Consider the following 14,388-nt stretch of genomic DNA (forward strand, 5'->3'; position numbering starts at 1 on the left):
TCGAAAACGGGGGTACCGGTGAAGTCTGCAGCGCGCACGTGGGTGTCGGGCATCGCAGTCGGTGTCGTGGCGGCGGCCGGGCTCGCCGGGTGTGCAACCGAGGCCGCCCCCCAGGCCCCACAGGCCACCACGGCCGCGTTCGACACCAGTGAACTCGACTCGGCGACCGACGTGTGCGCGGATCTGTACGGCTTCGTCAACGGCAAATGGCTCGCCCAGGCGCAGATCCCGCCGGACGAATCGAGCTTCGGGATGTTCGACGTCCTGCGGGACCGCAGTCTTGAAGCACAGCGCGACATCGCTGAACGCGCCGCCGGTGACGTCCCGGGCGAGGACCCGTCGTCGGACCGGTACAAGCTCGGCGTCCTGTACCGGGATGCGCTGGACGAGAACGCGATCGACGCCGCCGGTGCGCGGCCGCTGGAACGCCTGCTGGCGAGTGTCGACGCCGTCACCTCCCGGGACGACGTCGTCCGGTTCCTGATCGACGACGCGGTCCGCGGTGGCGGCGTGCTGTTCCGGTCCTTCAGCGAGCGTGATCACGCCGACGCCTCCCGGCTGATCGCCTATGTGTCGCCCACCGGACTGGGCCTGCCGGCCGAGAACTACTACACGGATCCGTCGTACGCCCCGATCGTCGACGCCTACCGTGAGTACACCGCCACCGCACTGGAATTGGTGGGGGTGGAGCCCGGAGCGGCCGCCGAGCAGGCGCGCCGAGCTCTCGCGCTGGAGGAAGAGCTCGCGGAAGTGTCGCTGTCGCCGGAGGAGCAACGTGATCAGTCGGCGGACTACCGGCTGGTGACGGTCGAGGAGGCGAACCGCACGACGCCGTCGTTCGACTGGCGCGCGTACTTCGAGGCGCAGTCGGTTCGTGCCGAGACCTTTTCGCTGCCGCAGCCGGCGTATTTCGAGAAGGTGGAGAGCCTGCTCGCGTCGGCCCCGGTCGAGCAGTGGCGGGCGTACCTGCGTGCCGGCCTCGTCCGACAGTACGACAACAGGCTGTCGAAGTCTTTCCGGGACAATGCTTTCCGGTACGACCAGCTCATCTCCGGTGCGACCGAACAGCAGCCCCGGTGGAAGGACGCGGTCGCGGACGTCAACTCCGCGATGGAGGACGCCATGGGCCGGTTGTACGTGGAGCAGGAGTTCGACGAATCGGCGAAGGCGCAGGCCGAGCAGCTGGTGCAGAGCGTGCTCGCCGCGGTGCGGACGCGTATCGAGAACGTCGACTGGATGAGCGACGAGACGAAGCAGAAGGCCCTCCACAAGTGGTCGTCGATCCTGCCACGGATCGGCTACCCGGATCGGTGGCGTGACCTGTCGGGTCTCGACGTGACGGCAGGGGACTACTTCGGCAGCCTCCTGGCCGCCGACACCTTCAACCACGAGTTCGACATGTCCCGCGTGGGAACGCAGGCGGACCGCTCCGAGTGGATCACGAGTCCGCAGACCGTTAACGCCTTCTACAACCCGCTCGACAACTCCGTCAACTTCCCGGCCGCGATCCTGCAGGCGCCGTTCTTCGACGCCACGGTGGACGACGCCTTGAACTACGGCGGGATCGGCGTCGTCATCGGGCACGAGGTGACCCACGGATTCGACGACGAGGGGAGCCGCTTCGACGGCGCGGGGAATCAGGTGGATTGGTGGACCCCGACCGATCGGGCCGAGTTCGACTCCCGGACCGCCAGGCTGGTGGACCAGTTCGACGCCTACACCCCGATCGCCACCCGGCCCGACCTGCACGTCAACGGGCGGCTGACACTCGGCGAGAACATCGCCGACCTCGGTGGAGTCAACGCCGCCTACGACGCCCTCCAGACGGTGCTCGCCACCGAGCCCGGATCCGGCGAGGTCGTCCTCGAGGGTTACACCCCGAGTCAGCGGTTCTTCCTCAACTTCGCACGGATCTGGCGGACGGCCGTACGCGAGGAGGCGTTGGTGACACAGCTCGAGACCGATCCGCATTCCCCGGCCCGGGAGCGCACCAACGGCACCGTGCCGAACACACCGGGCTTCGCGCAGTCCTTCGGCTGTGGTCCCGGAGACCCCATGGTGCACAGCGGCGACGATCTCGTCGTCGTGTGGTGAGCAGGCCCTTCGCCGAGGCCGACGAACGGTCGGCCTCGGCGGCATTGCGGTAACCGGGAAGCACAGGGTGGGGCGCAACTACTCGCCGGCGGAGCCCGTGCTGCCCGGCGCCGCCGACCCGGTGAGAGCCTCCGGCGTACCCGCCGAGCTCGAGGCCAGGCTGCCCGTGTCGTCGACGGGGGCGGGGGCCGCACCGCCCTCGTATCCCACCCATGCGTAGTGCTGACCGGTGTCGGCGCCGACGCGGCAGACGAAGATCGCGCCGAGTTGATCCTTCCCACGCTCACCGATGGCCGCCGGACTCAGCGTCGTGCTCCACGGGCGGGTGACACCGTTGTTGACCGTGAAGGTGGCGAGCTCACCCACCAGCCCTCGCATCTTGGCGTCTTGGTGAGCGTTGGCGATCTCGGCCGATTCGGCGGTGCCGTCGCTGAGCGAGCCGGCAAGGCTGCCGGAGGGGAGGAGTTGCAGCAGCGGCCAGAAGGGGATGTCCACGCCGGCCCGTCCGACGAGGAAGATGTTGCTGCCGGCATTGATGGCTCCGGCCTGGTCGCTCTGGAACCGGGTGTAGTGGTCCAGCGAGTCCCGAATCACGGTCGCGGCGCTGACGGTGCCGCCGCGCTGCAGACCGGGGTTCGGGTTCGGTGAGGTGCAGTTGAGGTTCATCCCGGACTGGTTGACGAGGGTGCCGGTGACCGCACCGGTGGCACGGTCGACCGTGTCGATGGTCACGGTGACGCCGGGCTGGCTGGTGATGATGGTGCGGCCGGGATCGGTGTCGCCGGGGATGACGTTCGCGGCCCCGGCGACACCGGCGCCGGCGAGCGCGAGTCCGGCGACCGCGGTGGTCGCGGCTGCGGCCCGACGGAAGGTGGTGGCCATGGGACTCCTAGCGGATTCGGGGGATCGTGGACGACGGACGGTGCAGGGCGTTCCGGAAAGCGGGTGGCGCATTACGGCTCCTCAGGCGGGGTGGTCGGCTCGTAACCGGCGAAGACGAAGTTCTCGACCGGGGCCGTGGTGTGGCGGCAGAAGAACATGGCGGCCGCCCGCCAGTCACCGCGGTCACCGGTCGCGGGCGCGGCCAGGTTCGCGGTCCAGTTCGAGGTCTGGCCGGCATTGAGAGTGAACGCGGCGGCAGTGCCGACGACCGGGTCGCCGGTGTGGCCCGCGACCCGCGCGTTCTTCTGCATGTCGCGAATCTGCACCATCTCGGCACCGGAGTCGCCGAGCAGCGAGCCGGTCAGGCTGCCGGTGGTCGGCAGCACGTTGTACAGACTTCCGGCCATCACCACGCCGCCGCCCATGGGAACCACGAAGCCGCCGGGCTCGAAGACGTGGGTGCGATAGAAGTCCATCGAGCGGGTGACGACTTCGGCTTCGGTGACCTGACCCGGGCCGTCCGCGGCTGCCGAATCCGCGCTGGGGACACCGCATCGCAGCGGGCGGTCACCGGTGTTCGTGATCGACCCGGTGACCTGAACAGCGTTCGGTGCCTTGGGATTCACGGCGACCTGAACGAGGTCGCTGTCGGTGATGACGACGACGCCGTCGTTGTCGGCACCGGGAATGTAGGCGGAGGCCACGCCGCCGGTCAGGACGGTGGTGGCGGCGAAGGTGACTGCGGCACCGGCCAGCGCCGCGGTTCTGGTGGACACTCTCATGAATTTCTCTCCTAGTGATCCGAGTTGCTCACAGCCGGATGGGGCGGGTGCTCGGCGCCCCGGGGCCGCCGAGGGGGGATGCGGCGAAGTCAGCTGCCGAGGAAGCGGGTGTTGCCGTCGGCCTCCGGGAGGTCGGCGGGCCGGCCGTTCTCGTAGCCGTGGAAGACGTAGCGCTGCCCATCCAGGACGCACGTCAGAAACACGCCGGTGCCGAAGTCCGTCCGGGTGCCGGCGCTGGGACGATCGAGGTTCACGGTGAACGGCTGACTGGTCCGGGCCGGGACGGTCACGGAGGTGGCCATCTTGCCGACCTGGCCGGCGAGCCGCGCCTGGTCGTACTCGGCTGTAATCGGTTCCAGCGCAGCGAGATCGGGCCACAGCATGCCCGCCAGGCTTCCCGCGGCGCCGGCCAGGCTGCCCAAGCCGAATTCCGAGTCGGACACACCCGGGCCCTGGGCGCCGATGCGCAAGGGTGCCAGGGGCGAGTAGGGGAATCGGGCGTGGAAGTCCACCGACCTGGCGACGATGGTGTCGCGCGTGACCGTGCCTGCCGGCCCGCCGTCCAGCCCGGTGCAGGTCAGGTTGCTGTCGGTGTTGTTCTGAATGGAACCGCTGACCGTGCCGGTGCTGAGATTCGGTCCGTCGACGGCCAGCTGAATCCGGTGGTCGTCGACAGGGAACACCGTGGTGACCCGAGTCTCGCCGGGGATCTGCGCGGAAGCCACTCCCGCGCCGGCGGCGACGGCCGCAGCGGCGGCCAGGGCTGTGACGGCGATCCGGCAGGCCGGTTTCGGATTTGCTGTCATGAGTTCTTGCTCCTCGCATTCGGGGTGAGCATTCCCGGGTCCGCGTAAAAGCCGTAATCGGGTATAGGCCGCGGCACCCGAGCTTGCTGCACCTTAACCAACATTCAACCAGTTTGTGTGTTTTTCATCACGCGTTCTCGTTATTGTGCTGAAATACATCCATGACCAGAGATCGAAACCGATCTGTCCCGTAGGCGAAGGCGAGTCCTCATGTTGATGAAGAAGGCTGTACCGGTGATAGCCGGAGCCGCACTGGCCATTGCAGCGGCCGCGGCCGCGGCGCCGTCCGCGGGTGCGGAAACCACTCCGATCACCGCCGGGAAGGAGGTCACCTTCACCTGCACGGGCGTGGACGCCGGAAACTCGGCAGTCTCGCCGAACACCTTCACCGTGACCTATCCCGAGGAAGTCGCCCCCGGCGAGATCTTCACGGTCTCCCTGCAACCGGGCCAGATGCGCAACAACACGCGTGTGATCAACCGACTGACGCTCGACTACGCGCTGCCGACGAATGCCACGGTCCTGAACCTCGGCCTCGCGGGCGGGGAGTCTGGTCTGGGCGGCGCCGCACGCTCTGTGGTGCGGGTCAACTCGCAGACCAAGCTGACCGATCCCGCCGGAACGGTGGCCCGGATCTGGGGTGGCGCCTCGGGACGATTCGGGACCAGCTCCTCCATCAACTCCACGGGCGGCACGACCGTCGCCGCGAACACCAATTTCCGGCTCCCCAAGCTCAACGTCACTCTCCGCGCCCCGGCCCAGCCGGGTGCGACCGTGAGCATCGGGCTTCCCGGCGCCGACGAGACGCACACCGGAGACGGCACCGCCGCTTCGACGGATCTCCAGTGGGTCCGCAGCAGCAGCCCGTGGGGACCGGCGCAGTGCAGCTCGGATGCCCTGGCGGCCGCGCTGACCACGACCGTCGTCGGGGACCTCGCTCCGGTGCTGCTGCCGTCCACCACCACGCTGGCCAGTAGCCTCACCAAGCTGGGCCCGGGTCAGCCGACCACCTTCACCGCGCAGGTCACCACCCAGTACGGTGCCCTACCGCAGCTGCCGCAGGGCCAGGTGACGTTCCGTGACGCGGACACCGACGAGGTCCTCGGCACGGTGACGCCGAACGCTGCCGGAGTGGCCACCTTGAACCACACCTTCGATCCGATCGCCCCGGGGCAACCGGACCAGGATCGGCACGTGGTCGCCGAGTATGCGGGCGTTGCCGGCGACGTCGCCACCAGCGCCTCGTCGACGGTTACCGTGACCAACACCGCCGAGGCGACCGTCTTCAACGAGATCAAGTTCGACGCGTTCCGCGCGAACCTCGGTGTGGAAACGTCCGACGAAGTTCCGGTCTCCGTCGTCGCCACGATCAACAAGCCTGCCGGCCCCGTCTCCGATCGCGCGAAGGTGCAACTCTACCGGGACGGCGTGCCTCTGGGCGAGCCCGTGTCCCTGCCGGTGGGCAACGAGCTCGTGTGGAACGACGTCGTCGCACGGGCGCCGCGGACCACGACGCACCGGTACCACGCCGAGTTCGCCGCCTTCACCGACGGTTACCAGCGCTGGGCCGCGGCCTCGTCTCCCGACGTGGTGGTGACCGTCACCGGTAGCGACCCGTCCCTCGACCCGCCGATCACCGGCGGTGCAGCGACCGGCTCCCTCGCCTCGCGAGGCGAACCGAGCCCCGGCTTCGGCAGCTGATCGCGGCGACCCTCCTCCGCCCGAGGCTCGCCCGACGCACCCCACAGGTGCGGCGGGCGCGGCCGACGCCGGCGAGACGAGATGGCAACCGCCCCGCGCACCCGCGGGTGGCGCCCTTTCTTGTTTCGGTTGATGGTCGGAAATCCGAATTCGGCAACGCCTGTTTTTTCGATGAAAGCAATCTCTCGAGGATTGCTGGGGTGTTTTCCGGCGCATTTGTCGTCGCAGAGAAAAAGAAAAACGACCGGGCGGCCGGTTCCACATACCCGGGCGTTCGTTTTTCCGCGAATCTGCCGCGGCGGGCGACGGTATCCGGCGAAATCGAATCGCACCCGCCCCGCCGTGACGGTGGTTTTCGGACGGTGGGCCGTGGCGTTCCCCGGTGGGGTGCTACTGATGGTCCATGGGAAAGTTTGTCGCGGCAGCCGGGGAGTTCCCGCTCGCGGGTGGGTGGGTGACGGGCCGGAGACGCGGCCATGGTTGCGTGCCGCGGGGGACGCTGTGGCTCGGAGATGCGGAAACCGCGATCGTGCAACGTATTTCGCCGGGCCGACCGTGCTGAAGTGGACGCTGCTCGCCGGCGCGATCGTCGCGGAGGTGAGCGCGTCGCTGTCGCTGAAGGCCGCACTCGACGTCCCGGCGTGGTACGTGGTCGTGGTCGTCGGTTACGCCGCGGGGTTCGTGCTGCTCACGTTCGTCCTGCGGCAGGGCATGGCGCTCGGGGTGGCGTACGGGATCTGGGGCGCCACCGGCGTCGCGGCCACCGCGCTGCTGTCGGCGGTGCTCTTCGGTGAACCGCTGACGGCACTGATGGTCGCCGGCCTGGTGCTCGTCATCGTCGGCGTTCTGATCGTCGAACTCGGTGCCCAGGCGGCCCGCGCTCGTCCGCGGGAGCCCGAACCGCGACGACACGAGTACACGCGATGACGGCCTGGATGTTCCTGTTCGGGGCCATCGCGTCGGAGATCGGCGCGACGATGTCGCTGAGGGTCGCCGCACTGGGCCGGCCACGGTGGTACGCCGTGGTCGGTCTCGGCTACGTCGCCGCCTTCGCGCTCCTGTCCGCCGCCCTGGCCCACGGCCTCGGCATCGGTGTCGCGTACGGCGTCTGGTCCGCCGTCGGCATCGCCGCGACCGCCGTCCTGAGCCGAATCGTATTCCGGGAACCGTTCACTGCCCTCATGGGCGTCGGCGTGGCCGTCATCGTCGGGGGAGTGCTGCTCGTCGAACTCGGTGCTCAATCAGGACCGTAGTTGTCCGCAATCGTTCGTAACGTCGTTGTCGTAGATCACCCGACGGAAGGACGATTCGATGACCCAGCACCAGCACACCGCCACCGCCAGCACCGGCGAACGCGCCGACATCCTGGCGCTGCTCGCAGACCAACGGCACAACTTCCTCATCACGATGCGGGGGCTGGACGAGGAACAGGCGCGGGCGCGCACCACCGTCAGTGAACTCACGCTCGGCGGGCTCCTCACTCATCTCGCGCACACCGAACGGCACTGGGTACGAACCCTCCGTGAGCGCGACGAGACCGCCACGTTCGACATGGAGGCGGCGATGGAGCAGTACCGAATGGCGGACGACACGACCGTCGCGCAACTGCTCGCGGAGTACACGGAGGCCGCCGCCGCCACGGACGCCGCGGTGGTCGAACTCGACGACCTCGACCTGCCGATTCCCCTGCCCACCGCGCCCTGGGCGCCGGAACGCCAGTGGTGGTCGGCGCGCCGGGTGCTGCTGCACCTGTTGCGTGAGACCGCCCAGCATTCGGGTCACGCGGACATCATTCGCGAATCCCTGGACGGTGCGAACACCACCCGGCAGATGGGCGCCGACGCCGGCATGGAGTTCTGACGCCGCGAACCGCCACGGCGGCGCCGCGCGGGCGGTCATACTGGTCCGAGTACCGCCTCTCGACGCGAGGAGGACGCCGATGTGTCGGTTGTTCGGAATGTCCGCGGCGCCGCACCGCGTGCACGCCACGTTCTGGCTGCTCGAGGCCGAGGACAGTCTCGCGGAGCAGAGTCGCCGCATGCCCGACGGCACGGGACTGGGGACCTTCAACCCGGAGGGGGCACCGCGGGTCGAGAAGCAGCCGCTGGCCGCGTACGAGGACCCGCAGTTCGCCCGCGAGGCCAAGGACCGGGAATCGCGCACGTTCGTGGCGCACGTCCGCTACGCGACGACCGGGGAATCCGTGGCGGTCAACACCCACCCGTTCGAGCAGAAGGGGCGGCTCTTCGCCCACAACGGGGTGGTGGAGGACCTGCCCGCCCTCGAGGACGAACTCGGCTCGTACCGCGATCTGGTCCGCGGCGACACCGACTCCGAGCGCTTCTTCGCGTTGATCACCCGCCGGATCGACGAGCACGACGGCGACGTGGCGGCGGGCATCGCGTCCGCGGTCGGGTGGATCGCCGACAACCTGCGCATGCTGGCCATCAACTTCGTCATGGTCAGCGACGACGAGATGTGGGCGTTCCGCTACCCCGACACGCACGACCTGCTGGTGTTGCTCCGCCACCCCGGCGGGACCGGCGGGCGCCGGCATCTGGACCACGCGAGCGCCGCGGGCACGGTGCGGGCCCGATCCGGTGCGCTCGCGACACTGCCTGCCGTCGTGGTCGCCACCGAACAGATGGACGAGGACCCGGCCTGGGAGTCGCTGTGCCCCGGTGAACTGCTGCACGTCGGGCCGAAGCTCGAGGTGTCGCGCACCGTGATCCTGGACCGGGCGCCGGCGCACCGACTCACGCTCGACGACCTGACCGGCCACGCGGCCGCCGCCCAGGCGCCGAGCCCCCGCTAGCGGCGCCTCACGCCCGTCGTGCCCGGATCTCGAATCCGGCGTCGCGGAGCCGGCCGACCAGCACGTCGCCCAGCGCGGTCGCCGGGGTGAGGACGCCGCCGGGCGTCTCGGGCAGAGCGTCGCGGTCGAGCGCGAGGGCGAGCGCGGACTCGCCGAACATCACTGCCGTCGCAGCGTATCCGGGATCCCCCTTCGCGGCGAACCGGACCGTGTACCGGGCGCCCGTCGTCGTCCGGCCGTAGATGTCGATCGTGAAGTGGCCCTTGGTGCGGGACTGCTCACCCGGGCCCTGGCCGGGCTTGGGCAGCACCCGGTCCAGCACCCAGCGCGTCGGTGGGAACGCCAGCCCGGCCACGAGCGCGCCCATCCCGACCGCGACCCCGCCGGCGAGCACCGGCGACACCGGCGACGACCCCACGTTCATGACCTCGCGGTACCGGAACTGCTTGCCGTAGGAGTGTCCGGTGAGCGCGTTGCTGCGACGGACCACGCGGGTGTTGTACGGCCCCATGAAGAACGGCGCCTTCCAACCGGAGAGTTCGGGTGCGATGTCCCGGCCGCGCGCGAGCGCCAGATCCGCCTGCCGACCCAGGTCGGGTTCGGCCGCGCGATCAGGACTGAGCGAGTACGGCGAGGCAGTCAGGCGGCGCAGCGCCGCATCACGCTTGGTGACGTCGATCTGGGTGCGCAGCGAGTCGACGGTGCCGCCGCTGACGCCGCCGCGCATCGAGGTCACGACGAGCGTCGTGTCGGTGAGCTCACCCGCGCCGTCCTGCTGGACCTGACGGTGCAGGGCGTGAACGCCGAGGTCGGACGGGATCGAGTCGAACCCACAGGAGTGCACGATGCGCGCACCACTGGCGGTGGCGGTCTCGTGGAACCGATCGATGCTCTCGCGCGCGAACGGGGTCTCGCCCGTCAGATCGACGTAGTCGGTGCCGGCCTCGGCGCACGCACGCACGAGCGGCAGGCCGTACTTCGCGTACGGCCCGACCGTCGTGGCGACGACGTGGGTGGTGGCGGCGAGCTCGGCCAGCGACGCCTCGTCGGTGGCATCGACCCGCAGCAGCGGCCACTCCGCGGCCGCGGGCCCGAGGGCCCGCCGTGTCTTCTCGAGGCGGTCGACCGACCGCCCGGCGAGGCCGATGCGCGTATCGGCCGGCGCGTTGCGCGCGAGGTATTCGGCGACGAGCTTGCCGACGAAGCCCGTCGCGCCGTAGACGACGACGTCGAGGTCCCGGGTGCGTGTGGTCATGGATCCGACCCTACTTGCGGGTAAGGAAAAGTGCGACAGGTGTCACACGACGAGGCGGCGCCGGTCGCGGCGGCGGAGCAGTGCGTATCCGACCCAGGACGCCACCACCACCGCGGCCACGACGGCGCGCACCAGATCGACGGCGTGCTCGGGATACACCACACCCGTGAGGTAGTGCGCGATGAACCCGCTCGACGGCAACTGCGGCTCACCGCCGCGCTCGCGCGCCCAGTTCTCGAGGTGCGTGAGCGGACAGTCGATCCCGATCAGGACCGTGCCGAAACCCCACGCGACGGCGGCGGCGTGCAACCAGATCGTGCGCCGCCTACGCCACGCCAGGAATCCGCCGGCCACGACGTAACCGAGGAACAGCAGATGGACGACCACGGTGGCATCCGCAAGGACCCGATACGGCACCACGAGACCTCCCGCCGCAGGGACGTGAGCACTTCGCCTTCAGGCTACTGCGGTTCCTTGACCACCAGGACCGGTACGTCCACCTCGATCAGCAGCCGTTGGAGCGATCGGTCGAGCAGGAACTTCCCGATGGGCTTCATCCGCCGGCTGCCGACCACCACCAACCCCGCGCCGCACTCCGCGATCAGCTCGACCAGAGCACCGACGCGATCCCCGCTGTGCTCGGCGACCCGCAACTCCCACGGCGACTCGCCGACCTTGCCGGCGTCGAGAGCCGCCTGCACCACGCCGCGGAGCGCGTCGATCTCGGCCGTCGACGACGCGTCGTCGACGATCTGGAGAACGAGGAGTTGCTCGCGCCGTCGCATCGCCTCCTGCGCGGCGTGCGCCACCGCGAACCGCCCTTCCGGACTGTCGCTGAATGCCACGGCGATGGCCATGAAGCCTCCCGGTAGATCGACGTCGGATGCGTGGGTCCAGTATCCCCGGTCCGCACACGAAACCGGGTGTGGCACACGTCGCTCCTCCGTCGGCTACCAGGGCGACGGCACGAAGTCCTTGAGGAAACAGCCGTGGAGGTCGACGCCCTGCTCGCCCTGCACGATCGGGTCGTACACCCGGGCCGCCCCGTCCACCAGGTCGAGCGGGGCGTGGAAACCCTCCTCCGCCAACCGCAGCTTCGTGTAGTGCGGCCGCTCGTCGGTGATCCAGCCGGTGTCCACCGCGGTCATGAGGATCCCGTCGTCGAGCATCTCCGCGGCGCTGGTCCGGGTGAGCATGTTCAACGCGGCCTTCGCCATGTTGGTGTGCGGGTGTCCCGCCCCCTTGTAGGCCCGGCCGAACTGGCCCTCCATCGCCGAGACGTTCACCACGTACTTGCGTCGCGCCGGCGCCGCGGCCATGGCCGGACGCAGCCGGGAGACGAGGATGAACGGCGCGACGGAGTTGCACAACTGGACCTCGAGCAGCTCGATCGGGTCCACCTCGTCGACGGTCTGCACCCAGCTGTTGGTATGTGCCAGGTCGGGAAGCAGTCCACCCGCGTCGATCGCGACGCCCTGCTCGATCCGCGCCGGGGTGGCCGATCCGGCGACCAGCGCGAGCGAGCTGACCTCGTCGGCCGAGAGGTTGGCCGACGCCGCGAGCGTCGCCGTCGACAGCGAGCCCGCGAGGGCCGCGGGGTGCGCCTCGCTGGTCTTGCCGAACGTCACCACGTCGGGCAGCTCGCCGGCAGGCAGCGGACCGGACTCGGCCTCGGCCAGCGCGCTGTACGCGCCGGGGGAGCGACGGACCGTCTGCGCGGCGTTGTTGATGAGGATGTCCAACGGGCCTTGCGCGGCAACGGAATCGGCAAGGGCAACCACCTGTGCGGGATCGCGCAGGTCGATGCCCACCACCCGCAGGCGATGGATCCAGTCGGCGCTGTCGTCCATCGCTGTGAAGCGGCGGATCGCATCGTTCGGGAACCGCGTGGTGATCGTCAGGTGGGCGCCGTCGCGCAGCAGCCGCAGCGCGATGTACATCCCGATCTTGGCGCGGCCACCGGTCAGCAGTGCGCGCCGGCCGGTGAGGTCGGTGCGCTGATCCCGCTTGGCGTGGCTGCTCGCCGCGCACGTGGGGCACAGCTGGTGGTAGAACGCGTCCACCTGGGTGTACCGCTGCTTGCAGATGTAGCAGGGCCGCGGCCGGATGAGCGTGCCCGCGGTGGCGCCGGCGGCGTTCGAGGTGAGAGGAATGCCGGCGGTCTCGTCGTCGATGCGATCCGGGGACCCGGTCGCGGTGGCGGCGACGACCGTGCGGTCGGCGGCCGAGATCGCGTCCCGCGCCTGCCTGCGGCGCAACCGCTTGAGCTTCTTGAACATGCTGCCGACGGCCCGTTGCACCGCAACGGAATCCGGGTGGTCGGCGTCGAGCAAGGATGCCTCCGACAGCACCCGCAGGCAGACGTCCAGGTCGGCGGGGTCGATGCCCGTCATCGGTTGTGCCATCGGTGGGTAACTCAGTCCTGATCTCGTGCGGAATGCGACCCGGCGGTGGCGGGCCGACGCACGAGTCTACCGGGGGTCCCGGGCCGCACTTACCGGCGGCGCCCTGGTGACACGAAGCTGTCACCGGAGGAGCATTTGAACTACCAGGGGGAGCGCCCCCGGGGCCGTTCCCCGCTCGAGACTCGACACTCGAGGAGGGTGAGAACGATGAACCAGTCGAAGGGGTTCTCCGGGCATCCCGGGTCCGACGGCGCGGGTGTGTACGGAGCGAGCACTGTCGGCACCTTCGAGACGTTGCACGCGGAATCGGTGGTACCGGTGGAGCCCCCGTTGCAGAAGGAGGGCCCGTTCCTGCCGGAGCTGACCGAGGTCGACCTGTTGGTCCGGGCGCCGCAGGCGCGCCGGGACTTCAACGTGTCGGGGTCGGGAGTGACCGTCGCGGTCCTCGACACCGGGCTGCGGACCACACACGTGGATTTCGCCGGCCGGGTGCTGCCCGGCCGGAACTTCACCGCCGACTACGGAGGTGACCCCGCGGAGGTCGCCGACGGCCACGGGCACGGCACCAGCGTGGCGGGCATCGCCGCCGCCGGCCGGATCCACACCGGCGTCGCCCCGAACACGCGGGTCGTGCCGCTGAAGGTGCTCGCGAACGACGGGACGGGACGGTTCGAGGACATCCGTGACGCGCTCGACTGGGTGCTCGACCGGCGGGCGGCGCTGGGCGTCTCGGCGCTGTGCCTGGCCACCGGCGCCGCGGACAACCGGAGCACGGACACGGACATGCCCGGTGACGTGATCGGTGCCCTCCTGCAGGAGCTCACCGACGAGGGGGTGTGCTGCTGCGTCGCGGCCGGCAACGACTACTACGCCCACGGCGGTGTGCAGGGGATGTGCTATCCGGCTATCTTCCGTCAGACGATCAGCGTCGGCGCCGTGTACGACGCCGACGAGGGGAGCTTCCGGTACCGGGACGGCGCGAAGGCGTTCGCCTCGGACTCGGACCGGCTCACGCCGTTCACCCAGCGGCTGCACCGTACCGTCGGTGGCCCGTGCGCGACGGACGCGTTCGCACCGGGCGCGCCCATCACCTCGTCCGGGATCCTCAACGACACCGGCGAGTCGATCCAGTACGGGGCGAGCCAGGCCACGCCGGTGGTGCTCGGTGTGGTGGCGCTGCTGCAGTCGTTCCATCTGCGGACGGTGGGCCGGCTGCCCACGGTGACGGACGTCAAGCGGTGGCTCACGCGCGGGTCGACCGTCGTCTTCGACGGCGCCGACGACCACGACAACGTCAATCACACCGAACTGACGTTTCCGCGAGTGAGTGCGCTGGGATCGCTGCTCGTGTGCGCGAAGGATCTCGCGGTGCGGGAACTGGCGCGGGCCGATCGCGCGGGCCTACGGACGGAGGCGATGCGGCACTGAGGGCGGACAGTGAGGGCGGACAGTACGGAAACGAGAAGATCCCCGGCTCGAAGGAACCGGGGATCTTCTCGTCTGTCTCAACTCAGAGTGTCCGAGGGGGGACTTGAACCCCCACGTCCGTTAATAGGACACTAGCACCTCAAGCTAGCGCGTCTGCCATTCCGCCACTCGGACTCGTTGTTTTCTCGCCTGTTCGCGAGGCCTTCAGTTGTTTTTCGTC

14 protein-coding genes and 1 tRNA gene are annotated in these 14,388 nt (G+C 69.5%); 7 read left to right on the plus strand and 8 right to left on the minus strand.

The window, feature by feature from the left end; translation table 11 throughout:
• Positions 1-18 precede the first annotated feature (18 nt).
• Positions 19-2,094 carry a M13 family metallopeptidase gene (locus E7742_RS07085; protein WP_175420428.1) on the plus strand — a complete coding sequence of 692 codons (2,076 nt, stop codon included), beginning with the start codon at positions 19-21 and terminating at the stop codon, positions 2,092-2,094.
• Positions 2,095-2,172: 78 nt separating this feature from the next.
• Here E7742_RS07085 and E7742_RS07090 read toward each other — a convergent pair whose 3' ends face one another.
• From E7742_RS07090 to E7742_RS07100, 3 genes are all read right to left on the minus strand, one after another.
• Positions 2,173-2,976, minus strand: coding sequence for a hypothetical protein (locus E7742_RS07090; protein WP_137798310.1), 804 nt, complete (start codon positions 2,974-2,976; stop codon positions 2,173-2,175).
• A gap of 71 nt (positions 2,977-3,047) precedes the next feature.
• Positions 3,048-3,752: a hypothetical protein gene (locus E7742_RS07095; RefSeq protein WP_137798311.1), complete on the minus strand. Its 705-nt coding sequence runs from the start codon at positions 3,750-3,752 to the stop codon at positions 3,048-3,050.
• 95 nt (positions 3,753-3,847) lie between these two features.
• The gene (locus E7742_RS07100; RefSeq protein ID WP_137798312.1) at positions 3,848-4,564 is read right to left on the minus strand and encodes a hypothetical protein; all 717 of its coding nucleotides are present in this window, start codon (positions 4,562-4,564) and stop codon (positions 3,848-3,850) included.
• A gap of 210 nt (positions 4,565-4,774) precedes the next feature.
• Here E7742_RS07100 and E7742_RS07105 point away from each other — a divergent pair, with 210 nt between their 5' ends.
• The 5 genes from E7742_RS07105 (at position 4,775) to E7742_RS07125 (ending at position 9,080) form a co-directional block, all read left to right on the plus strand.
• A complete protein-coding gene (locus E7742_RS07105) occupies positions 4,775-6,265 on the plus strand; it encodes an Ig-like domain-containing protein (protein ID WP_137798313.1) in 1,491 nt (496 codons plus the stop codon).
• A 555-nt stretch (positions 6,266-6,820) separates the two neighbouring features.
• Complete coding sequence (locus E7742_RS07110; RefSeq protein ID WP_137798314.1) at positions 6,821-7,192, plus strand: DMT family transporter; 372 nt, start codon at positions 6,821-6,823, stop codon at positions 7,190-7,192.
• The gene (locus E7742_RS07115) at positions 7,189-7,518 is read left to right on the plus strand and encodes a DMT family transporter (protein ID WP_137798315.1); all 330 of its coding nucleotides are present in this window, start codon (positions 7,189-7,191) and stop codon (positions 7,516-7,518) included. The genes E7742_RS07110 and E7742_RS07115 overlap by 4 nt, the downstream gene beginning before the upstream one ends.
• A 58-nt stretch (positions 7,519-7,576) precedes the next feature.
• Positions 7,577-8,125 (plus strand): mycothiol transferase, encoded by a 549-nt coding sequence (locus tag E7742_RS07120; RefSeq protein WP_137798316.1) that lies wholly within the window; start codon positions 7,577-7,579, stop codon positions 8,123-8,125.
• 79 nt (positions 8,126-8,204) lie between these two features.
• A complete protein-coding gene (locus tag E7742_RS07125; RefSeq protein WP_137798317.1) occupies positions 8,205-9,080 on the plus strand; it encodes a class II glutamine amidotransferase in 876 nt (291 codons plus the stop codon).
• 7 nt (positions 9,081-9,087) lie between these two features.
• Here E7742_RS07125 and E7742_RS07130 read toward each other — a convergent pair whose 3' ends face one another.
• From E7742_RS07130 to E7742_RS07145, 4 genes are all read right to left on the minus strand, one after another.
• Positions 9,088-10,335 carry a saccharopine dehydrogenase family protein gene (locus E7742_RS07130; protein WP_137798318.1) on the minus strand — a complete coding sequence of 416 codons (1,248 nt, stop codon included), beginning with the start codon at positions 10,333-10,335 and terminating at the stop codon, positions 9,088-9,090.
• A 42-nt stretch (positions 10,336-10,377) separates the two neighbouring features.
• Positions 10,378-10,752 (minus strand): DUF2784 domain-containing protein, encoded by a 375-nt coding sequence (locus E7742_RS07135; RefSeq protein WP_137801078.1) that lies wholly within the window; start codon positions 10,750-10,752, stop codon positions 10,378-10,380.
• A 44-nt stretch (positions 10,753-10,796) separates the two neighbouring features.
• Positions 10,797-11,192, minus strand: a complete 396-nt coding sequence (locus E7742_RS07140) for a universal stress protein (protein WP_137798319.1) — start codon at positions 11,190-11,192, stop codon at positions 10,797-10,799.
• Between the two features lie 93 nt (positions 11,193-11,285).
• Positions 11,286-12,728, minus strand: coding sequence for an SDR family NAD(P)-dependent oxidoreductase (locus tag E7742_RS07145; protein ID WP_441346883.1), 1,443 nt, complete (start codon positions 12,726-12,728; stop codon positions 11,286-11,288).
• A 219-nt stretch (positions 12,729-12,947) separates the two neighbouring features.
• On the opposite strand from E7742_RS07145, the gene E7742_RS07150 reads away from it, so the two are divergent.
• Positions 12,948-14,168: a S8 family peptidase gene (locus E7742_RS07150; RefSeq protein WP_137798321.1), complete on the plus strand. Its 1,221-nt coding sequence runs from the start codon at positions 12,948-12,950 to the stop codon at positions 14,166-14,168.
• Between the two features lie 88 nt (positions 14,169-14,256).
• On the opposite strand, the gene E7742_RS07155 is transcribed toward E7742_RS07150, so the two are convergent.
• Positions 14,257-14,342, minus strand: a tRNA-Leu gene (locus tag E7742_RS07155).
• Positions 14,343-14,388: the final 46 nt, after the last annotated feature.

The sequence above is a fragment of the Rhodococcus sp. SGAir0479 genome (assembly GCF_005484805.1).
In the GTDB taxonomy this organism is placed as follows: domain Bacteria; phylum Actinomycetota; class Actinomycetes; order Mycobacteriales; family Mycobacteriaceae; genus Prescottella.

Excerpts from the sequence above, each read along its gene's own strand:
- E7742_RS07090 (WP_137798310.1), bottom strand. The coding sequence starts at position 2,976 with ATGGCCACCACCTTCCGTCGGGCCGCAGCCGCGACCACCGCGGTCGCC.
- E7742_RS07100 (WP_137798312.1), bottom strand. The coding sequence starts at position 4,564 with ATGACAGCAAATCCGAAACCGGCCTGCCGGATCGCCGTCACAGCCCTG.
- E7742_RS07105 (WP_137798313.1), top strand. The coding sequence starts at position 4,775 with ATGTTGATGAAGAAGGCTGTACCGGTGATAGCCGGAGCCGCACTGGCC.
- E7742_RS07115 (WP_137798315.1), top strand. The coding sequence starts at position 7,189 with ATGACGGCCTGGATGTTCCTGTTCGGGGCCATCGCGTCGGAGATCGGC.
- E7742_RS07120 (WP_137798316.1), top strand. The coding sequence starts at position 7,577 with ATGACCCAGCACCAGCACACCGCCACCGCCAGCACCGGCGAACGCGCC.
- E7742_RS07125 (WP_137798317.1), top strand. The coding sequence starts at position 8,205 with ATGTGTCGGTTGTTCGGAATGTCCGCGGCGCCGCACCGCGTGCACGCC.
- E7742_RS07130 (WP_137798318.1), bottom strand. The coding sequence starts at position 10,335 with ATGACCACACGCACCCGGGACCTCGACGTCGTCGTCTACGGCGCGACG.
- E7742_RS07140 (WP_137798319.1), bottom strand. The coding sequence starts at position 11,192 with ATGGCCATCGCCGTGGCATTCAGCGACAGTCCGGAAGGGCGGTTCGCG.
- E7742_RS07145 (WP_441346883.1), bottom strand. The coding sequence starts at position 12,728 with ATGACGGGCATCGACCCCGCCGACCTGGACGTCTGCCTGCGGGTGCTG.
- E7742_RS07150 (WP_137798321.1), top strand. The coding sequence starts at position 12,948 with ATGAACCAGTCGAAGGGGTTCTCCGGGCATCCCGGGTCCGACGGCGCG.